Raw genomic sequence first — 20,386 nt, 5'->3', positions numbered from 1 at the left:
CCTAGCCAGCCACCACGAAACGACTGGGCTGCGGATCAGGCAGAGGCCGAGACGGTGAGACGGGCCATCTCGCGGCGCTGGGGGTAGTGATCGGCCACCGCGAAGTGCTGGGTGCAGCGTTCGTCCCACAAGACCACATCACCCTCAGCCCACTCGTAGCGGATGGTGTAGTTGGGCTGGGTGGCGTGGTCATAGAGGAAGCCGAGCACGGCGTCGCTTTCGGCTCGGTCGAAGCCCACCAGATGGCTGGTGAAGTTCTTGTTCACATTGAGATAGCGGCGGCCGGTGTCGGGATGGACAGCGATCACCGGCCGCTCGGTTCCCGGGAACTGCTCCTTCGTGCGATCGTACAGGTCGACGCCGGCCTTGGACTTGAACGCCTGGCCCGGCCCCATGTCGTGCCAGGCCCTGACCCCCTCCAGCCGATCCCTCAAGGTCTCCGACAGACCGTCGTAGGCGGCATACATGCTGGCAAAAAGCGTGTCGCCGCCCCGTGCGGGCATCTCGATGGCCCGCAGTGTGCCCAGAATCGGGGGGTCGGGGTCCCAAGTGACGTCGGTGTGCCATTTGTCCTGGTAGGGCGGGCGCTCCTCATCGTCGACGATGCGCTCCACCTTGGCCTCGACCGATCCCGCCACCCGGCCGATGGGGTGGATGTAGGGCCGGCCCCAAGGGGCCAGGAAGTCCATCTGGTGGGTGTCTTCGATGGATTGACCGGGGAAAACCAGCACCAGATGCTCCAACAGGTGCTTGTACAGCTCGTCGCGCTCGTCGTCGCCCAGCGGCGCCCGCAGGTCGATGTCGGCCACCCGGGCGCCGAGCACCCCGCCAATCGGTTCAACTCTCCAAGCAGTCATGGGCTGTTCCTTAGAAAAAACCGCGTCCCTGGACGGCGGCGTTGGCCAGCCACACCTCGAAGTCCTGGATCGACTGGGACATGGCCTGGCCGATGAGATCCAGCTTGCGCACCTGCTCAATGCGGGGGCTGGCCTGTTCTAGCTCCCGCTTTGAGAGCAATTCGGTGAAGATCCCACAGGAATGGGCCAAGCAAATGACCACCACGTCGCGGGGGCTGGGGATCTCGTTGCTGAACAGCACCCCCATGATCCGCAGCTTGACCTCCCGCTCGGCCTCACCGTCGACCACCGGATAGCGGCGCGACCGGAACACCCACAAGAAGCGGTCGTCCTCGCGCTCGAGGATGCCCCTCTCCACCAGCCGGCTCAACGCCTCCTCGCGGATCTCCGGCGCTCGGCGGGCGATCTGGTCCACCCAGTGGCGGGAGTCGCTCTCCTCGCCCTCGGCGATCATGGCCAGCGTCGGATCCACCAGGGTGTCGCCCACCGGGGTGGCATCCACCAAGATCAAATGCTCCAGATCGGTGTCGATCCGGTTCTCCATGGCCAGCTCCATCAGCACGGCGCCGGCGATGGCCCGGTCCATGGACGACTGGGGTACGTTGATGAACTTCCCGTCGTTGTCGCGCAACAACAGCAGGAGGATCTCTTCAACAAATCTCAACATAGAAATACCCTTTCGGCCTCCGGGCGACGGTCGCACGGAGTTGCTTCAACAAATCTCAATATGAGCCTAACGATAGGCGATGATCTCCTCGCCGTATTGTTGTAGGGCTTCGACAACCTGCGATCGGTTGTCGCCGGCGATGGGGGCGGATATCGCCGTGACACCGATGGCCGCCTGGGCGGCGAGGTTCTCCCGATGGCGGTCGGCGTTCCAGCCTGGCGTGCCCACTGCCCCAACCTCGAGGTCCATGTACTTGATGTCGATGGGCTCGGTGCGGCCCGCCGATGCGGCGTGGTCGTGCAGGTAGCCGATCATCTCGGCCAGCTCTTCGAGGGTCTCCAGATGGGCCGAGCGGCGGCGGGCGGCCAATGCGGCCGGGTTGGGCATGGGCATCCACCCCTGGGCCCTCTCGGCCACCCGGCGGCGGGAGAGCTTGGAATTGCCCCCGATCCACACCGGCACCGGCGACTGGACCGGGGTGGGGAGGCCGGTGCTGTTGGCGATGGTGAAGTTGAGCCCCTGGTAATTGACTGATTCGCCCGACCAGATGAGCCGCATGACCTCCAGGCTCTCGTCGAACAGGGCATTGCGCTGCTCGAAGTCCACCCCCACCGCATCGAACTCCGAGTTGAGATATCCCACCCCGGCGCCGAGGATGACTCGGCCACCGCTGAGTCGGTCCAATGTGGCCACCGTCTTGGCCAGAATGGCTGGGTTGCGGTAGGGCAGCGGGGTCAGGTTGGTGAGCAGCCGCAGCCGTGTGGTGGCCCCGGCAGCTACCGCCAGGGCGACGAATGGATCCAGCGCGTCGTGACCTCCGCTGGCCAGCCAGGGATCGCTGGGCAGGGGATGCTCGGTCAGCGAGCAGGAATCGAAACCGGCCGCCTCGGCCGCCCGAGCGAACTCGGAGACGGCCGAGGCGGTAAGGAATTCGGGGTTCTGCGGATGGGCCATCAGGGGAAAACCGAAACTGAATTTCATCTCTGTGCCTTTTGCCGTCTCGGCGTCACTAATTTCACTCCCCCAGTCTTCTCGATGGCCCGGTCAGTTAATCAATTTCGGCCATGGTGTCGATCGCCGGCATTGCGCTCTCTCTAACCGCTCATCGCCGGGATGATCTGCTGCCCGTAGGCGCTGAGGGTCTCCTCTTTCTGGTCGTGCATGAGGTAAATGGCGAACTGATCGACGCCGAGCGACTCCAGCTCGCGCAGCCGAGCCAGGTGGGCATCCTCGCCTCCGAGGAGGCAGAAGCGGTCGATGATCTCATCGGGGACGAAATCGGTGTGGTCGTGGCCCGCTTTGCCGTGCCCGCGGTAGTCGTATCCCTCTCGGCCCGCGATGTAGTCGGTGAGCGCCTGGGGCACCCCCGCGCCCCGGTCGCCGTACCGGCCCACCAGATCGGCCACATGGTTGCCCACCATCCCGCCGAACCAGCGGCACTGCTCTCGCTGATGGTCGATGTTGCCTCCCACATAGGCGGGCGCGGCCACGCAGATGTACAGGCTGTCGGGATCGCGGCCTGACTCCTCGGCGGCCTGGCGAACGGCGGCAATGGTCCATTCGGCGATGGCCGGATCGGCCAACTGGAGGATGAACCCGTCCGTTTCGCTTCCACACAAGTGCAGGGCCTTGGGACCGTAGGCCGCCATCAGCACCTTGAGCTCCGACTCCCCGGCCCACGGGAAGTGCTGCCGGGTGTCGTTGTAGGTGGTCTCCCGGCCCTCGGCGAGATCCTTTATCACCCGCATCGACTCGCTCAATGTGGCCAGGCTGCGGGGCTTGCGACCGAGCACCCGCATAGCGGAGTCGCCCCGGCCGATGCCGCACACGGTGCGGTTTCCGAACATCTCGTTCAAGGTGGCGAACATCGACGCGGTGACCGTCCAGTCCCTCGTCCCGGGGTTGGTGACCATGGGTCCGACAGTCATGCGGTCGGTGGCAGAGAGCATTTGACTGTAGATCACAAAGGGCTCTTGCCACAGCACATGGCTGTCGAAAGTCCAGCCGTAGGCGAAGCCGAGCGTCTCGGCCCGCTTGGCCAGCTCGACCACCCTCCATGCCGGAGGATCGGTTTGGAGAACGACGCCGAATTCCATATCTACCCTCTCATCCGAACGAGCGCCTGCTGTCGCAGCACGGCCTCACTCATTGGTCGGAAAGCCCAGGTCGACTGAGCTGGTCGCGGGATCGGGCCACCGAGCGGTCATCACCTTGGGCTTGGTGTAGAAGCGGATTCCCTCGGGGCCGTACATCGTGGTGTCGCCGAACAGGGAATCCTTCCATCCCCCGAACGAGTGGTAGCCGACCGGCACGGGTATGGGGACGTTGATGCCCACCATGCCCGCGTCGGCGTCGGTTTGGAACTGGCGGGCCGCCCCGCCGTCGCGGGTGAATATGGCGGCCCCGTTGCCCCACGGATTGTCGGCGATGAGCTGCACCGCTTCGGCGTAGGAGTCGCACCGCACCACGCTGAGCACCGGGCCGAAGATCTCGTCCTTGTAGGCGTCCATGTCGGTGGTCACGTTGTCGAGCAGCGACACGCCGAGGAAGAAGCCGTCGCCGTCGAACCGGGTCTCTCGGCCGTCGACCACCACGGTTGCCCCTTGCTCGGCAGCGGAGCCGACGTAGCCGGCCACCCGATCGCGGTGCTCTTTGGTGATCAGCGGCCCCATGTCCGATGCCGGATCGGTGCCGTCGCCGATCACCAGCTTCTCCATGCGGAGCTTGACCGCCTCCACCAGGGCGTCGGCCACCTCGCCCACCGCGGCCAACACCGAGATCGCCATGCAGCGCTCTCCCGCCGAGCCGTAGGCCGCCGACACCGCCGAGTCGGCCGCCAGCTCCACGTCGGCATCGGGCAGCACCACCATGTGGTTCTTCGCCCCGCCCAGCGCCTGCACCCGCTTTCCGTGGGCGGTGCCGGTGGTGTAGACGTAGCGGGCAATGGGCGTGGACCCCACAAAACTGGCCGCCATCACATCGGGGTGCTCCAGCAGCCGGTCGACTGCCACCTTGTCGCCGTGAACCAGGTTCAGCACGCCGGGTGGGAAGCCCGCTTCTTGGAACAGCTCGGCGATGAGCATCGGGGCCGACGGATCGCGTTCTGAGGGTTTGAGCACAAACGTGTTCCCACAGGCGATGGCGTTCGGCGCCATCCACATCGGAACCATGGCCGGGAAGTTGAAGGGGGTGATCCCGGCCACCACCCCGAGCGGGCGGCGCACGGTGTAGACGTCGATTCCGGTGGACGCCGCCTCGTTGTGGCTTCCCTTGAGCTGCTCGGCCAGGCCGCAGGCGAACTCGATGTTGTCGATGGCCCGGGCCACCTCGCCCCGAGCATCGCCGTACACTTTTCCGTGCTCCGCGGTAAGACGCTTGGCGATCTTGGTGGCGTTGTCCACCACCAAGTTTCGGAAAGCGAACATAAGAGTGGTGCGCCGAGCGACGGAAATGTGGCGCCACTCCTCGAATGCGGCCTTAGCCGAGGCCACCGCGGCATCGACCTCTTCAGCCGACGCCAGCGAGAGCCGGCCGGTCTGCTCGCCGGTGGCCGGGTTGAAGACGGGTGATGTCCGGCCCGAGGTGCCGGCAACGGACTGGCCGTCGATCAGATGATGGATTTCACGCATTCGCCCTCCGGCGGTCCAGGTTCTAGATCAGATAGGAGCTGAGGCCGCGGCGCAGGTATTGCCCGTCGCCCATCGAGCCCAGGTATTGGTTGTGGTCGATGATGACCCGCCCCCTCGACAGCACGGTGTCCACACGGCCGCCGACCTCGATCCCCTCGTAGGCCGAGTGGTCGATGTTCATGTGGTGGTTTTCGACGCTGATGGTCCAGGTAGCCCGGGGGTCATATATCACCACGTCGGCATCGGCGCCGGGCTGGATGACGCCTTTGCGGGGGTAGAGGCCCATCATGCGGGCCGGGGTGGTGGAGCACAGCTCCACCCACCGGGGAAGGGTGATCTCCCCGGTCGCGACCCCCTGATAAATCAGGTCCATCCGGTGCTCGACCGTTCCGAGGCCGTTGGGAATGGCCCGGAAATCCTCGACGCCCAGTTCCTTCTGCTCCTTCATGCAGAACGGGCAGTGGTCGGTGGACACCACCGCCAGGTCGTTGGTACGCAGCCCCTTCCACAGCTCGTCTTGATGGTGATCGTGGCGCGGGCGGATCGGAGTCGAGCACACATAGGCGGCGCCGTCCCAACCCTGATCGAGGTGCTCCTCGAGGCTGAAGTACAAGTACTGGGGACAGGTCTCGGCGAACACGTTGGCGCCGTCGTTGCGGGCGATGGCCACCTGCTCCAACGCCTGCTTGGCGGAGAGATGCACGATATAGAGCGGGGCAGCACCGACTTTGGCCAGCTGGATGGCCCGATGGGTGGCCTCCGACTCGAACTCGGCCCGCCGCACGTACCCGTGGTTCACCGGGTCTGTATCGCCCCGCTCGAATGCCTGTTCGGCCAGCACATCGATGGCGATCCCGTTCTCAGCGTGCATCATCATGAGCCCGCCGTTGCCGGCGCACTGCTGCATGGCCCGCAGGATCTTGCCGTCGTCGCTGTAGAACACGCCGGGGTAGGCCATGAAGAGCTTGAAGCTGGTGACCCCCTCGTCGACCAGCAGGTCCATCTCCTTGAGGGCGGCGTCGGTAACGTCGCCGATGATCATGTGGAAGCCGTAGTCGATGGCGCACCGGCCCTCGGCCTGCTCCATGCGGGCGTCGAAGCACTCGCGGACGTCGAGCCCGTGGCTCTGGGTGGCGAAGTCCACGATGGTGGTGGTGCCTCCCCAGGCGGCGGCGCGCGTGCCCGTCTCGAAGTCGTCGGATGCCACGGTGCCGCCGAACGGCAGTTCCATGTGGGTGTGCACATCGACCCCGCCGGGCACAACAAGCTTGCCGCGGGCGTCGATCACCCGCTCAGCCCCGTTCTCGGCCGAGGCGGCGAAGTCGGTTCCCGGTTGGAGCACCGCGACGATGGTCTCGCCGTCGATCAGAACCTCAGCCGGATCAGCCCCCGTCGAGCTCACCACTGTTCCGTTCTTGATGAGCGTTGTCATGCCATGACTCCTTCCCAGCCGTTGTTGATGAGCGTTGTCACAGCGCTAAGCCTCCCTGTCGATTTCTTCGATGGTCTCGAGAATGGCGGCGATCCCTTCGTCGATCTCAGCCTCGGTCACATCGAGCATCGGGGTGATCCGAAGGGCGTTGCCGTATAAGCCCCCCTTGCCCACCAAAAGCCCCCGCCGCTTGCATCCCTCGAGCAGTTCGCCGGCTCGGGCGGCGTCGGGTTGAATGGTGCCCGGCTCCACGATCTCAATCGCCTGCATCAGACCCTTGCCCCGCAACTCGACGATCCACGGCGTGCGATCGACCACCGGCTGCAACGCGTCGGCCAGCCGTTGGCCCATGCGCATGGCATTGCCCTGGAGATCGTTGTTTTGCACGTATCTCAGCGTGGCCAGCCCCGCGGCGGTCGACAGCGGGTTCCCGCCGAACGTCGAGAAGCTCAGGGCGGTGATGGTGTCCATGATCTCGGCTCGGGCCACGATGCCCGCCAGCGTGATCCCGTTTCCCACCCCTTTGGCGAAGGTGAGCATGTCTGGCACGATGTCGTGGGCCTGATAGCCCCAGAAGTGCTCGCCGGTGCGCCCCCAGCCGGTTTGCACCTCGTCGGTCACGAACAGGATTCCCCGGTTGGCCAGCACCTTGTGCATCGACCCGAAGAAACCGTCCGGGGGCGTGGCGAACCCGCCGACTCCCTGAATGGGCTCGGCTATGAGGCAGGCCGCCTCTCCGGTGGTCATCATGTCGATCACCTGTCGGAGGTCGTCGGTGCAGGCCTCGGTGAACTCGTCGTCGTCCAAATGCCGGAATGGACTGCGCAGTCGATACGCCCCGTGGACGAAGCTCACCGAAAGACCCGACAGCGCGGTGGACGACCACGACGAGTGCGAGGTGATGGCCTGCGCCGTGAAGGAGCGGCCGTGGTAGCTGTTGCGCATGGCCAGCACCTCGTTCGACTTGCGGTAGCTGGTGGCCAACAAGATGGCGGTGTCGTTGGCCTCAGAACCCGAGGTGGTGAAGAACACTCGGGCGTCGGGGATGCCGCTGATGGCCGCGATCTCCTCGGCCAGCTCGATCATCGGTTCGCAGAGATAGAGCGTGGAAGTGTGAAGCACCCTGGCGGCCTGCTCCTGGATGGCTGCGGTGACCGCGGGGTTGTTGTGCCCCACCATGGTGGTGAGCACACCGCCGAAGAAGTCGAGATACCGGTTGCCCTCGACGTCCCACACATAGCTCCCCTGGCCGCGCTCGATGCTGATGGGCTCGGCGTAGAGCGGTTTTACGTAAGAGGGAAGAACCGCCTGGTAGCGCTGGTGCAAATCGGCGTTGGTGGTCACGATGGGGTCGGCTTATGCCTCGGTGAGTGGCCCGTACATGTCGGGACGGCGATCGCGGTAGAAGGCCCACTGGGCCCGGACCTCATCGACCAGGGTCAAATCGAGGTCGCGGATCACCAGCTCTTCTTCTTGGTCCGAAGCCGGATCCTCGACGAACTGGCCTCGCGGGTTGGCGAAGTACGACGTGCCGTAGAAGTCGTTGTCGCCCAGCGGCTCCACGCCAACCCGGTTGATGGCACCGACGAAATACATGTTGGCGGCCGCCGAGGCCGTCTGCTCCAGCTTCCACAGATACCCCGACAGGCCCCGGCTGGTGGCCGAGGGGTTGAACACCACTTGGGCGCCGTTCAGGCCGAGGGCCCGCCAACCCTCGGGGAAGTGGCGGTCGTAGCAGATGTAAACCCCGACCCGGCCCACAGCGGTGTCGAACACCGGATAGCCGAGGTTGCCGGGGCGGAAGTAGAACTTCTCCCAAAAGCCCCTCACCTGGGGGATGTGGGTCTTGCGGTACTTGCCCAGATAGGTTCCGTCGGCGTCGATGACCGCCGCAGTGTTGTAGAGGATTCCCGGCTGCTCCTCCTCGTACATCGGCAGCACCAACACCATCCCGTGCTGGGCGGCGATCTCCTGGAACCGCTTGGTGGTGGGGCCGTCGGGGATGGCCTCGGCGTAGCTGTAGTACTCGGGCTCTTGCACCTGGCAGAAATAGGGGCCGTTGAAGAGCTCTTGAAAGCACATCACCTGGGTTCCGGCCGCGGCGGCCTCCGCCACGTATTTCTCGTGCTGTTCAACCATGGACTCCTGGTCTCCGGTCCACGCGGCTTGCACGATTGCGGCCCTGACGACATCGGACATGGGGCGTCTCCCAAGCTCATTCGTGCGGCGCAATCGAGGGTCAAATACTCGATTGCGCTGACTTTAGGAATAAACCTCCGAGTATTGCCGATCCAAACCCCCCTCCGCCAGAGGCTCTTTCTCAACCTGGGAGTACAGGTGGGGTTCCTAGTGGCGCGAACCCTTGTCGGCCGCCGCCAGAACCCGGTCGAGCTCGGCATGCATGTTGACGAGTCGGCAGTCGAAGTCGCCCAGCACCAGCTCTTCGATGCCGTTGGAGGCCATACCGGCCTGCACCCTCCCGATGCCGTCGAGGTCTTGGTTGACCACCTCGGCGATAACCGTCCCCTCGGGGAAGTGGATCATCTCGGGAGGCGGGCCTGAGCCCGCTCGGTCGCCTAGCCGGTGGAACAGCCAGAAGTCGAAGTGCGAGTGCCCGGCGTGGTCGCCGGGGCGGGCCCGGAAGATGGTGAACATGTCGCTGTGTACGTTCAGCACCACGTTGGGGAACACCAGATAGTGGTAGTCGTCGAGGATCTGCTCGTCGGTGTAGTGGCTGAAGTCCACGCCTTCGGCCACAGCCCTGTCCCTCACCAGTCCCACTGCCCAGTTGCGGGCGCTCCCGCCGGCCAAGTCGACCTCGTCGCCGGGCTGGAGTCCCAGCATGGTGCTGTAGTTCTCCACAAATGCTCGGGCCACCTGGTGTTGGTCGGCCTCCGGGAACCGGGGGGAGCCGATGCCCAGGGGGATCTTCATCATTGAATGCCCCCGGTCCCACAGCTCGTAGGTGGTGTTGAGCGCATCCATGAACCCTCGCAGGCCGGGGTGCAGACCTTCCAAGTGGTAGGCCTCGTTGAAGGCATCCACCGTGGTCTTCCAGTTGCCGGCCAGCGGAATGGTCCAGCACGCCGTCAGCGTTCGCTCCCCCAGCTTGAACGGGGCCAGCGTGTCGGTCATCGGTTGCAGGAACTCTTCCAAGTCGGGACCGTCAAACGATGGGTTGATGAACACCATCTGATTCCAGGTGCCCAGCCGCACTGGGGCTAGCGACAGGTTCTCGTTGGCCACTGTGCCGAAGTGCTTGCGATACACGATCTCCTTCAGCGAGCCGTCCAAGCCGTAGCACCAGTCGTGGAAACCGCAGCGCAGTTCTTCGGCATTGCCCTTGCCCTCGCACAACTGGAACCCCCGATGGCGACAGGCGTTGTGGAATGCCCGAAGCTCGCCGTCGTGGCCCCGCACCACCAGATAGCTCTGGTCGCCCATGCGGTACTCGAACCAGTCGCCCGGCTCGGCCACGTCGCTGGTCAAACAGGCCAGCTGCCAGGTGGCCGGCCACAGTTGCTGGCGCTCCAGCTCGGCATACTCTTCGCTCAAATAGCGGCCCTTGGGCAACCGGGCCGGGGTTCCGTCACCGTTCCCCGGGCGAAGCCGATAGTGGTCGAGGTCGAAGGCCATGGCCGGGCTGCGCCTACCGGGTGCCGCGCACCAACCGACCGGGCCGCGCCCCGGTGTCGGTCCCGTTGCTACGGGTCACCTCGCCGGCCACGACAGTGGCCACATAGCCGTCAGCCTGCTGGTCGAGGCGGCGGCCTCCGGCGGGCAGATCGTGGACCACTCGGGGAGAGCGCAGGGTGAGCGCTTGGTGATCGATCACGTTCATGTCGGCCCGCTTGCCCACCTCCAGGGTGCCCCGGTCGCCCAGGCCATACAAAGAGGCAGTGTCATAGGTCTGCTTCTTCACCACCCACTCCAGGGGGAGCTGCTCGCCTCGGCTGCGGTCCCTGGTCCAGTGGGTGATCATGAACGTGGGGATGGATGCGTCGCAGATCATGCCGCAGTGGGCCCCGCCGTCCGACAACCCCGATACCCCGGCGGGATGCAGCAACTGCTCCCGGATGACGTCGTGGTTCTCGTCTGCGTAGTTGAACATGGGCAGCATCATCAGCGAGTGGCCGTCTTCTTCCAGGCTGAGGTCGTAGAGCATCTCAAACGGGTCCACTCCCCGGGCCTCGGCCATGGCCGTCACCGTGCGGTCACCGGTGGGCTCGTAGTCGGGGGGATCGCCGATCACGTACAGCTTGTGGATCATCGACGCCACCATGGCCGGCATCTGGTCGAACAGCACTGTCGGGTCGGGGGGAAGGTTGTCCTCGCCCAGGATGGCAGCCCGGACCGCGGGCTTGCGGAGCTCGGCCACCAGCTCATCGAAGGGCAGGTGGGCCAGCGACGCGAAGGTGGGCCGCTTGGCGAACGCATGGTTGGTCTGCAAACCGATGAGCATCCCGAACGGGCGACCGGCGATCTGGGGGTACACCCGGGCGCCGTCGTCAACCGCCCGAAGCGACTCGTCCATCATCTCCCGCCACAGATCGGGAGCGGCCTCGATTTGCAACAGAGCAAACGACACCGGCACGTCGAAGTGGGCCGACAGCCGGCGCATCCAGTCCATCTCCTTGGGCGGGGCCACCAGATCCAGGCCAGCCGCTCCCGCGGGGGCCAGCTCGAACACCCCGGAACCGGCATCGGCCAGCGCCCGGCCCAAACCGAACAGCTCGTCCTCGGCGGCAAAAGTGCCCGGTACCGGCTCGCCGTCAATGGCCCGGTGGCCCAGCGTGCGGGAGGTGGACACCCCCAGGGCACCGGCCTCGATGGCCTCGCGCACGATGGCGTACATCGCTTCAATGTCTTGGGAAATGGCCGGCTCGTTGCGGGCCCCGCGGTCGCCCATGACGTAGCCCCGCACCGCGCCGTGGGCCACCTGGGCGGCGACGTCGATCGACAGTTCGCGCTGCCCCACCACATCGAGGTACTCGGGGAAGCTCTCCCACCCCCACGAGATGCCCTCAGACAGGGCCGCTCCGGGGATGTCCTCCACGCCTTCCATGAGCTGGATGAGCCAGTCCTCCTGGCCGGGCTGTACCGGGGCGAACCCCACCCCGCAGTTGCCCATCACCACAGTGGTCACCCCGTGGTTGGACGAGGGCTGGAGCTTGTCGTCCCAAGTGACCTGCCCGTCGTAGTGGGTGTGGCAGTCCACGAACCCGGGAGTTACCAGCAGCCCGGTGGCGTCGATGGTCTTGGCCGCCTCGGGGGTGGGGCCGCCGCTGCGGTCCACCACCGCCACCTTGTCGTCTTTGATGCCGATGTGGCCGATGAACCGGTCGGCGCCGGTGCCGTCCACGATGGTGCCATTGGCGATGACCAGATCCAACATGGCCTTACCTCTCTGTTTCTCTGATTGCGGTTTCCGTTGTTTCCTAGGCCCCGGCTCGGAGCAGCTTGCCGGGGCGGGCCCCGGTGTCGGTGCCGTTGCGGCGGGTCACCACCCCACTGACCAGCGTGGCCACATACCCGGTGGCCTTCTGGTCGAATCGCCGGCCGCCGGCGGGGAGGTCGGCCACCAGCTTAGGGGGGTGCAGCGTGAGCCGCTCATGGTCGATGATGTTGATGTCGGCCTTCATGCCCGCCTCCAGCGTGCCCCGGTCGGTGAGGCCGTACAGACGGGCGGTGTCGCGGGCCTGCTTTCGCACCACATACTCCAGGGGGAGCTTCTCGCCCCTCTGGCGGTCGCGGGCCCAGAACGTGAGCAGCCAGGTGGGCATGGAGGCGTCGCAGATGGCGCCGCAGTGGGCCCCGCCGTCCGACAGTCCCGACACACCCGAGGGGTGCAGGAACATCTCCCGCACCGCGTCGGCGTTTCCGTCGCTGTAGTTGAGGAACGGGAACAGCAGCAGCGCCCGGCCGTCGTCCTCCAACAGCAAGTCGTACAGCAGGTCTTCGGTGTCGCGCCCCTGGGCTTGGGCGATGGCGGCCACCGACCGCTCGGGGCCGGGCTCGTAGTCGGGCGGGTCGCCCAGCACGTAGATCCGGTGGAGCTGGGTGCCCATGTACTCGGCGAACTGGTTGGTGAACGAGCTCTCCTCCGACAGGATCGCCGCCTTGCGCTCAGGCCGGCGCAGCTCTGCCACCAGCTCTTCTAGGGGCAGCTCGGCGATCTCGGCGAAGCTGGGCCGGCTGCTGAAGGCGTGGTTGGTCTGAAGCCCGATCAAGATGCCGTTGCACCGGGGCGCCACCTGGGGGTGGAGCTGGGCGCCCTCGGCCACGGCGTCGGCCGACAGGTCCATGATCTCCCGCCACATCTCGGGGGCAGCGTCGATCTGCACCAAGGCGAAGGTGACCGGACGACCGGTGGCAGCCGACAGGCGGCGCATCCAGTCGACCTCCTTGGCCGGAGCGGCCAAGTCCTCGCCGATCACGCCGGTGGGGGCCAGCTCGTAGAGTCCGTGGCCCACCTCAACCAGGGCCTCGCCGATGCCGAACAGCTCGTCCTCCGCGGCGAAAGTGCCGGGCACGGGCTCTCCGTCGATGGCCATGTGGGCAATGGTGCGCGAAGTGGAGAAACCGAAGGCACCAGCCCGCAGGGCATCGGCCACGATGTCGCGCATCTGGGTGATGTCTTCGGGAGTGGCCGGCTCGTTCTTGGCCCCTCGCTCCCCCATCACGTAGGCCCGCACCGCACCGTGGGGCACCTGGCAGCCGATATCAAGCGACAGGGGCTTGCGCTCCAGGGCGTCGAGGTACTCGGGGAAGGTCTCCCACTCCCAGGTGATCCCCTCCGACAGGGCGGCGCCGGGAATGTCCTCCACTCCCTCCATGAGCTGGATGAGCCATTCCTCTTTGCCCGGGCGCACCGGGGCGAATCCCACCCCGCAGTTGCCCATCATGACCGTGGTCACCCCGTGGTGGGCCGACGGCTCCAGGATCGGATCCCAAGTGACCTGCCCGTCGTAGTGGGTGTGGCAATCCACAAAACCGGGAGTCACCACCAGCCCAGCGGCGTCGATCACCTCTTCGCCCTCCAAGTCGGAGTTGCCGCCGGGATACACCCCGGCGATCCGGCCTCCGTCGATGGCCACATCCCCCGTAAACGGCTCACCCCCCGTGCCGTCCACAATCAAACCGCCCTTGATCACCAGATCGTGCATGACGCCATGGTAGATGGTGGGGTACTCCCACCGCCGAGCCGCCCCGACAGCAATGGCCCGCTCGAATGGGTGGAGTGCCGAACTTCAATCGAAGAGTTCCCCAAATTTTTTTGGCCAGGTGAGTATCACACCATGCCTATGAGGACGAACCTCCTTGTGGCCTGAGGCTACGTTCTCGACCTGTGGCCGCCATTATGGCCGCGGGATAGGACGCACTTTGCTTTGGCTCGGGGCATGGGGGCGTTGCAGCGATCGGGCATGGCGCGGGTGGATGGGCGGGGGGTGGGGTCGGCGCCGGATATGTCGTACTCGGACTCGGTGGCTGCGATGGTCTGGATGGCCTCTGCGGTGAGGGGGCCGGTTAGTTTGACAGTCCCCTGCTCGGTGCGGACCAGATGGCCTGCGGCGGCGAGCCTCCGCTCGGAGCGCGCCAAGGTCCTGCTCGGTGTCTCGAGCAGTCGTTGGGCAACTTCTCGTGGGGACGCCTCGCCGCCGTACTCTGACAGGGCTTTCAGATATGACAGGTCGGTCTCCCCCAGGTCGTGCCACATCGGAATGACGACCTTCTCGGTCATGTCCTCATCCGCTAGATCCACTGCCATCGCCGCCGCCCGACGGTCGACGGGCCGATCTGGGGACCCCGACAGCTCCCAGGCATGGTGGCCGATGCTCTGGAGCTTGTAGGGCAGTCCATCGGCGGCTGCCGACGCCATCAGCCTCAAAGCATCCTCGTGGACAACCCCGCCGGACTCCTCAACCGTCAGCCGGAGACAACGCCAGGCATCGTCATAGGCGATGGCCGGCATCCGGTCTCTGAAGCACCGGTGGAAGAAGGTCATCTTCTTATCCTCCAATACCGTGTGGGCCATCTCTGGAAGGCCAGCACCCACAAAAGCCAACGGGAGGCCCTTGACCTTGGCGATGCTCTGGACATCGGAGGCCAACCGCCGCAATTCGTCCCTATCGCCGGCGTGCATCTCGTCAACAGTGAGCAGCACTGCCGACCCCTGGCTAGCAGCCCACGAGCTCAGAGTTTCCAGGTGGTACCCGAGACTCCACCGGGGGAGCGGCTCTGGCATCTCCTCCCACTTGACTCCGACGGGTCCTAGCGTCACCCCGGACAGCCATCGGTGCCGCCGCGTTGGACCTGCCGTCGAGAGAACAGTCGTCTCGTGCCGCTCCCGGGCATCGGCAATGCACGACGAGATGCGCTCCAACATCCCATGGGTAGCGGCGTCCACATCGAGTACCAGCATCCCGCTGTAAGCGGCTGCCTCCCTGATCTCAGCCAGGGTGGTCGTCTTGCCCGACCCGCGCTGGCCCAGCAAAAGCCTCGTGAACCCCTGGTCTTCCGGTCCTAGCGACAACGAATTGCCTATGTCCTCCAACAGCGGCTGCCTGCCAACCAAAAGGGCCGGTCTGCGTCCGAAATCAGGGGTGAATGGGTTTGGGAGAGGGCTGGTGTCGGATTCGTCCACATATCCATCGTAAGTGTTCCTGCCTTGTTTCCGCATTAAGTGTCCGCATTACACACTAAGTGTCCACATTAGGCATTTGATGTCCGCATTACAGATGGGCGATTGTCTCTTTTGGGCGCTCCACCCGGGCTCAGGGTTGCAGCGCTGGCTCTATTCGAGTTCGGGGGCAGCCACTGCGAGGGGGTGGCTGACGAGTTGCTTGTCCGCGGTAAGCAGCTTGAGGCCTTCCTCCTGGGCTTGGACAAGCAGCAACTCGTCGAATGGGTCCTCGTGGTTGAGCGGCCTCTCCAGCACTCGTGCGGCATGGAGCATCGTCATGGGCAGAAACGTCACCTCCTGATCCTCAAGCGCGGCGATCACATCTTCGGGGAAGAAACGGCTCTTGCGCGTACCCGAAGGATGGCGGGCGTTGTGCTTGAGCCGCATCTCCCAGATCGACACTGCGCTCACATGCAACTGTGTAATGTTCGCGTCAAGGCCGCCAGGAAGTCATCTCAGATGGCTAGCTCGACGGACCCAGCAGGTTAAGTGGATCCAGCAGGCGACTTGGGCCGAACGTCACGTCCCAGTCCAGCTTCTGGCCCACTGCGGCACCCAGGTTCGCGACAAGCTCCGGTGTCGGCTGGGTGCCGCCATCTTCCATCTCTTCTACTGCTGACTTGGCAATGCCCATCTTCGTGGCCAGCTGGCGCTGGCTCAGCCCTGCTTCCGTTCGCACCCGATACACCAGCCCCCGGAACGTGGCCACTAGGGCCTCGTCCTCGTATGCCTGCCGAGCAACCTCTGACATCGGTTCACTGTTCTCATCTGCCCAAAGAGCATTCTCACTCATCTCTTGCCTCCCGTTCTCGTTGCTCCGCCATACTCTGCTGCATCGCCCGCCGGGCCCGCTCAACCTGCCTCCGCTCCCGCTGCTGAGTCTTCGCAAACGCTGTGAGTAAGACAATCCGGCGTTCGGGAGCAATCCAGTAGGTGAGCCGAGTCGGCCGCCCATGCAGCCTGAACCGCAGTTCCCGCAGCTTACCGTCAAGCTGTCGGGTATAGGGCTCGCCCAGCAACGGACCGTCTTGCTTCAACAGCTCAATGTAGAAGTCCACCTTGCTACGCGAGCCTTCGTCCAGGGTGAGGTACCAGACTCGCACCTCTGGCTGCATTTCCACTTCCCCCCAGGGAGCAGCGGGCACGATGGTTCTCCAGTTCGTACCTCGAAAGGGGGGAAGACCACCATCTTAACTGGATTTCCGATTGTTTCCCGGCACCAAATGTGAGGTTCCCTTCGAGCCTCCGCGGCAATCACCGCTGGGGTAACGTCGGGGGATGGCTGAGATTTTGGTTTATCACAACCCTGGTTGAGGCAAGTCTCGGGGCGCGCTCGAGATTCTCGAGTCGCGGGGCGTCGAGTTCGACGTTGTGCAATACCTCAAGAATCCGCTGGGGCGGGACGACTTGGAGCGGTTCTTGGAGTTGCTGCCGGGCGAGCCGGCCGAGCTGGTTCGGGTAGACGGCCACTTCAAGGAGCTCGGGCTCGATATCGGCGACTACCAGAGTGCCGACGCGGTGATCGACCTGCTGATGGAGCATCCCAGGCTGATGCAGCGCCCCGTTGTGGTCCGCGGTGATCGGGCCGTGATTGCCCGCCCCTCCGAGCTGGTTGAAGAGCTGCTATGAGGTCGACGCCGTGAGAGGGTCGCCCTTAGCAGACGGCCTCTATGCCAAAGCCAAAGCAACCGACGAAATGGCGCGGAGGCATTCAAGGAGACGCTCAAAACCGCGAAAGACCCCGCTGGGCCCCGAGGAGTTTCCCGAGGGCGCGACCATTGTGGCCGGACCCGACGGCAAGCAGTTTCCCGTGGCCGCGGTGTGGCGGCGGGTGCTGGCCCGGATCATTGACGCGGTGACCGTTTTCTTCATCCAGTGGATGCTCACCATCATCCAGCTGCTGTGGTTCATGGACGACGTGTCCACCCGGTGGCAACCCGACCCCTGGGGGCGGGCCACGGCTGCGGTGTTGGCCTACATCTTCTTCCACTTGGTGTACACGATGGTGTTCCTGCGCTGGAACGAGGGCCAGACGCCGGCCATGGACCTGCTAGACCTCCGAGCGGTGCGCACCAAAGACGGCAGCCACCTCAGTCTCGGCCGGTGCGCGGCCCGCTGGCTGGCGGGTGGGGCGTCGTGGATTTTGCCACCAGTGGCGCTGGGCGGGCTGATCGCCAACGCGGCAACCTATTTGACCGTCCCCGCCGACCGGCGGCGCCGCACGGTGTCTGACTGGCTGGCCGGAACCACGGTCATCGCCTACGACCGCGACAAGGAAGACCCCGACGGGGAGCTCGAGGAAGTGCTGGACGAATTCGGGGCGCCGATGTCGGTACGGGCCCAGATCAGGCGCAAGTACGGGATAACCGGGCTCTTCGGCGGCATGGGAGACTTGGGTGGGCGGCGCGGCAATCGGCGCCCTCAGAGCCGTGAACCGTCGCAGGCTTCCCAGACGGATTGAGATTCGCGTACCATGTCGGCCACATTGAGAACAGTCCATAGACGACGGGGGGAAGGCCGTGGCAGCTGAGCGTCCGCTCTTGGAGGTGGAGAACCTCCGAACCTATTTCGATACGCCGAGAGGGATCTTGAAGGCGGTCGACGGGGTGAGCTTCACACTTGACAAGGGCGAGACCGTCGGGATCGTGGGCGAGTCGGGTTCGGGCAAGTCGGTGCTGGTGCGCTCGATCATGAACATCTTGACCAGCAACGCCATCATCCCCGACGGCTCCGAGGTGTTCTTCGACGGCAAGGACACCCGTAACCTGAACCGGAGCGAGGCCAAGCACTTCTGGGGCACCCAGATGGCCATGATCTTCCAAGACCCGATGACCTCGTTGAACCCGGTCAAGAAGGTGGGTGTCCAGATCACCGAGTCGATCCGCTACCACCTCGGGGCATCCAAGCAGGAGGCCATGGACCGAGCCCTAGAGCTAATGGTGCAGGTGGGCATCCCCGAGCCCCGCAAGAGGCTCAAGGAGTACCCCCACCAGCTTTCGGGCGGTATGCGCCAGCGGGTCACCATCGCCATCGCGCTGGCCTGCAACCCCAAGCTGCTGATCGCCGATGAACCCACCACCGCGCTGGACGTGACCGTGCAAAAGCAGATCCTCGACCTTTTGGCATCGCTCCAAGAGGAGTTGGGCATGGCCATGATCCTCATCACCCACGACCTCGGCGTGGTGGCCGGCCGAGCCCGGCGCATCGGGGTGATGTACGCCGGCAAGATGGTGGAGACCGCCGACACCACCACGCTTTTCCACCACATGAACCACCCCTACACCGAGGCGCTGTTCAAGTCGATCCCCCGAGTGGAGCATCAGAGCCACACCCGGCTGGACGCCATCAGCGGCCGGCCGCCCGACATGGTGCTCGATCTGGTGGGATGCCGGTTCGCCCCCCGGTGCCGCTACGCCCAACAGCAGTGCCTGACCGATGAGCCCGACCTGTTCGACACCGGTCAGGCCGGGCACCGCCAAGCTTGCTTCTACCCGGTGGGATCGACGGAGAACGCCGAGGCACTGGCCGCCAACCAGGCAACCGGGATCACCGCCGCCGGACTCGACCTGACCGCCGCTGCGGTCTCCTAGTCCGGCAACCGCAAATCCGAGGAGGACTCACCTAATGGCAGGTACAGGCAAGGCCCACATGAGGGGCGAAGAGGCCCTGATTTCCGTCGATGACTTGGTGATGGAGTTTCCCGCCGGGCGGCGAGCAGTGGTACACGCCGTTTCGGGAATCAGCTTCGACATCCTCGAAGGGGAGACCCTGGGCTTGGTGGGCGAGTCGGGCTGTGGCAAGTCCACCACCGGCCGGGCCATGATGCAGTTGCCCTCGCCCACGGCGGGATCGGTGCGCTTCGACGGCGTGGAGATGACCGAGCTGTCCAAGGAGGATCTGCGCCGCACCCGCACCCGGATGCAGATGATCTTCCAAGACCCCATCTCGTCGCTGAACCCTCGGCGCAAGGTGAAGGACATCGTGGCCGAAGGCCTGTCTATCTGGCACAACGACACCGGGGAACAGTCGGCCCAGAAAGTGAACGAGGTGCTCGACGCGGTGGGGCTCGACCCCGAGGTGGTGTCCGACCGCCGGCCCCATCAGTTCTCCGGGGGACAGTGCCAGCGCATCTGCATCGCTCGGGCCCTGGTGCTCGACCCCAAGGTCATCATCTGCGACGAGCCGGTATCGGCGCTGGACGTGTCGGTGCAGGCCCAGATCCTGAATCTGCTGGAGGAGATGAAAGAGCGCTACGGGCTCACCCTGGTGTTCATCGCCCACGACCTGGCCGTGGTCAAGAATGTCTCCGACCGGGTGGTGGTGATGTATCTGGGCAAGGTTTGCGAGGTGGCCGGACCCGATGCCCTCTACGCCCATCCCGCCCACCCCTACACCGACGTGCTCTTGGCCTCCATTCCAGAGCCCGACCCCGACCATCCGGTGTCCGACCGCCAGATCACCGGCGAGCTGCCATCGCCCATCAACCCCCCGTCGGGCTGCCGGTTCCGCACCCGGTGCGAGAAGGTTCAGGATCTCTGCTCAGAAGAGGAGCCCGTGCTCCGGGAGATCGCCCCCGACCACTACGTGGCCTGCCACTTCCCCAACGAGGTCCCCGTCAGCGTCAACGGCAACGGCGCCTAGCCCGTTGTCGCCTAGCCCGCTACTCGCCGCCTCGCAGCGAGTAGCGGTAGACGTTGGTGTCGCGGACCATGAAGCCGAGGCGTAGGTAGAGGCGGTTGGCTGCCTCCCTTGACGGGCGGGAGGTCAAGTCCACAGTTGCCGCACCAGCGTCGCGGGCCAATCCCAGCGCAGCCTCGTTGAGGGCCCGGCCAACACCTTGGCCTCGAACCTGCTCGTCCACCACCACGTCCTCGATGACGGCCCGCAGCCCGGTGGGGATGCGCACCAGCACCAGGGTGAGGCTGCCGACGATGGCACCGTCGGCTCGGGCGATCAGCAGCCGGGTGGCACCAGAGGTGGCGATGGCTTCCAGGGCATCGGCCGAGGGCGGCGGGTTGGAAGATGAGAGCTGGGGGGTGAGGCGCTCAAATGCATCCACCAGCTCCGCGGTGGCCGCAGTGGCCTCGGTGATCTCTACCGCCATGGAGCGAGACTACC

The 20,386-nt window shown here is 65.2% G+C and carries 20 protein-coding genes; 4 read left to right on the top strand and 16 right to left on the bottom strand.

Features of this window, described 5'->3' with window-relative positions:
* Positions 1–35: 35 nt before the first annotated feature.
* The 15 genes from ACOGXA_RS17185 to ACOGXA_RS17115 all read right to left on the bottom strand — a co-directional run bounded on the left by ACOGXA_RS17185 (position 36) and on the right by ACOGXA_RS17115 (position 16,383).
* Positions 36–857, bottom strand: coding sequence for a TauD/TfdA dioxygenase family protein (locus ACOGXA_RS17185; protein ID WP_419925070.1), 822 nt, complete (start codon positions 855–857; stop codon positions 36–38).
* A gap of 10 nt (positions 858–867) precedes the next feature.
* Positions 868–1,524 carry a GOLPH3/VPS74 family protein gene (locus tag ACOGXA_RS17180; protein ID WP_419925069.1) on the bottom strand — a complete coding sequence of 219 codons (657 nt, stop codon included), beginning with the start codon at positions 1,522–1,524 and terminating at the stop codon, positions 868–870.
* Between the two features lie 66 nt (positions 1,525–1,590).
* Positions 1,591–2,505, bottom strand: coding sequence for an LLM class F420-dependent oxidoreductase (locus ACOGXA_RS17175; RefSeq protein ID WP_419925068.1), 915 nt, complete (start codon positions 2,503–2,505; stop codon positions 1,591–1,593).
* A 113-nt stretch (positions 2,506–2,618) separates the two neighbouring features.
* Positions 2,619–3,620 carry a TIGR03842 family LLM class F420-dependent oxidoreductase gene (locus ACOGXA_RS17170; protein WP_419925067.1) on the bottom strand — a complete coding sequence of 334 codons (1,002 nt, stop codon included), beginning with the start codon at positions 3,618–3,620 and terminating at the stop codon, positions 2,619–2,621.
* Positions 3,621–3,665: 45 nt separating this feature from the next.
* The gene (locus ACOGXA_RS17165; protein ID WP_419925066.1) at positions 3,666–5,153 is read right to left on the bottom strand and encodes a CoA-acylating methylmalonate-semialdehyde dehydrogenase; all 1,488 of its coding nucleotides are present in this window, start codon (positions 5,151–5,153) and stop codon (positions 3,666–3,668) included.
* Between the two features lie 22 nt (positions 5,154–5,175).
* The gene (gene hydA / locus ACOGXA_RS17160) at positions 5,176–6,585 is read right to left on the bottom strand and encodes a dihydropyrimidinase (RefSeq protein ID WP_419925065.1); all 1,410 of its coding nucleotides are present in this window, start codon (positions 6,583–6,585) and stop codon (positions 5,176–5,178) included.
* A 45-nt stretch (positions 6,586–6,630) separates the two neighbouring features.
* Positions 6,631–7,929, bottom strand: a complete 1,299-nt coding sequence (locus tag ACOGXA_RS17155; RefSeq protein ID WP_419925064.1) for an aspartate aminotransferase family protein — start codon at positions 7,927–7,929, stop codon at positions 6,631–6,633.
* Positions 7,930–7,941: 12 nt separating this feature from the next.
* On the bottom strand, positions 7,942–8,784 hold the full coding sequence (locus tag ACOGXA_RS17150; protein ID WP_419925063.1) for a nitrilase-related carbon-nitrogen hydrolase: 843 nt from the start codon (positions 8,782–8,784) through the stop codon (positions 7,942–7,944).
* Between the two features lie 147 nt (positions 8,785–8,931).
* Positions 8,932–10,221: an aromatic ring-hydroxylating oxygenase subunit alpha gene (locus tag ACOGXA_RS17145; RefSeq protein WP_419925062.1), complete on the bottom strand. Its 1,290-nt coding sequence runs from the start codon at positions 10,219–10,221 to the stop codon at positions 8,932–8,934.
* A gap of 13 nt (positions 10,222–10,234) precedes the next feature.
* Positions 10,235–11,980: an N-acyl-D-amino-acid deacylase family protein gene (locus tag ACOGXA_RS17140; protein ID WP_419925061.1), complete on the bottom strand. Its 1,746-nt coding sequence runs from the start codon at positions 11,978–11,980 to the stop codon at positions 10,235–10,237.
* A 43-nt stretch (positions 11,981–12,023) separates the two neighbouring features.
* Entirely contained in the window at positions 12,024–13,751 is a 1,728-nt protein-coding gene (locus ACOGXA_RS17135) for an N-acyl-D-amino-acid deacylase family protein (protein ID WP_419925060.1), read from the bottom strand.
* A 167-nt stretch (positions 13,752–13,918) separates the two neighbouring features.
* Positions 13,919–15,229 carry an ATP-binding protein gene (locus ACOGXA_RS17130; protein WP_419925059.1) on the bottom strand — a complete coding sequence of 437 codons (1,311 nt, stop codon included), beginning with the start codon at positions 15,227–15,229 and terminating at the stop codon, positions 13,919–13,921.
* A gap of 150 nt (positions 15,230–15,379) precedes the next feature.
* The gene (locus ACOGXA_RS17125) at positions 15,380–15,685 is read right to left on the bottom strand and encodes a PIN domain-containing protein (RefSeq protein ID WP_419925058.1); all 306 of its coding nucleotides are present in this window, start codon (positions 15,683–15,685) and stop codon (positions 15,380–15,382) included.
* A 46-nt stretch (positions 15,686–15,731) separates the two neighbouring features.
* Positions 15,732–16,019 carry a helix-turn-helix domain-containing protein gene (locus ACOGXA_RS17120; protein WP_419925057.1) on the bottom strand — a complete coding sequence of 96 codons (288 nt, stop codon included), beginning with the start codon at positions 16,017–16,019 and terminating at the stop codon, positions 15,732–15,734.
* Between the two features lie 34 nt (positions 16,020–16,053).
* Positions 16,054–16,383, bottom strand: coding sequence for a type II toxin-antitoxin system RelE/ParE family toxin (locus ACOGXA_RS17115; protein WP_419925056.1), 330 nt, complete (start codon positions 16,381–16,383; stop codon positions 16,054–16,056).
* Between the two features lie 256 nt (positions 16,384–16,639).
* Here ACOGXA_RS17115 and ACOGXA_RS17110 point away from each other — a divergent pair, with 256 nt between their 5' ends.
* The 4 genes from ACOGXA_RS17110 (at position 16,640) to ACOGXA_RS17095 (ending at position 19,909) form a co-directional block, all read left to right on the top strand.
* A complete protein-coding gene (locus ACOGXA_RS17110; RefSeq protein WP_419925055.1) occupies positions 16,640–16,897 on the top strand; it encodes an ArsC/Spx/MgsR family protein in 258 nt (85 codons plus the stop codon).
* Positions 16,898–16,964: 67 nt separating this feature from the next.
* Positions 16,965–17,729, top strand: coding sequence for an RDD family protein (locus ACOGXA_RS17105; RefSeq protein ID WP_419925054.1), 765 nt, complete (start codon positions 16,965–16,967; stop codon positions 17,727–17,729).
* Positions 17,730–17,787: 58 nt separating this feature from the next.
* Positions 17,788–18,858: an ABC transporter ATP-binding protein gene (locus ACOGXA_RS17100; protein WP_419925053.1), complete on the top strand. Its 1,071-nt coding sequence runs from the start codon at positions 17,788–17,790 to the stop codon at positions 18,856–18,858.
* Between the two features lie 34 nt (positions 18,859–18,892).
* Positions 18,893–19,909, top strand: a complete 1,017-nt coding sequence (locus ACOGXA_RS17095; RefSeq protein WP_419925052.1) for an ABC transporter ATP-binding protein — start codon at positions 18,893–18,895, stop codon at positions 19,907–19,909.
* A 19-nt stretch (positions 19,910–19,928) separates the two neighbouring features.
* Here the strand turns inward: ACOGXA_RS17095 and ACOGXA_RS17090 are convergent, their stop codons facing one another.
* Positions 19,929–20,372 (bottom strand): GNAT family N-acetyltransferase, encoded by a 444-nt coding sequence (locus ACOGXA_RS17090; protein WP_419925051.1) that lies wholly within the window; start codon positions 20,370–20,372, stop codon positions 19,929–19,931.
* Between the last annotated feature and the right edge of the window lie 14 nt (positions 20,373–20,386).

The sequence above is a fragment of the Candidatus Poriferisocius sp. genome (assembly GCF_965208475.1).
In the GTDB taxonomy this organism is placed as follows: Bacteria; Actinomycetota; Acidimicrobiia; order Acidimicrobiales; family Bin134; genus Poriferisocius.
Note: the sequence above shows the minus strand (reverse complement) of the source record. Positions and strands in the feature narration are given on the sequence as shown.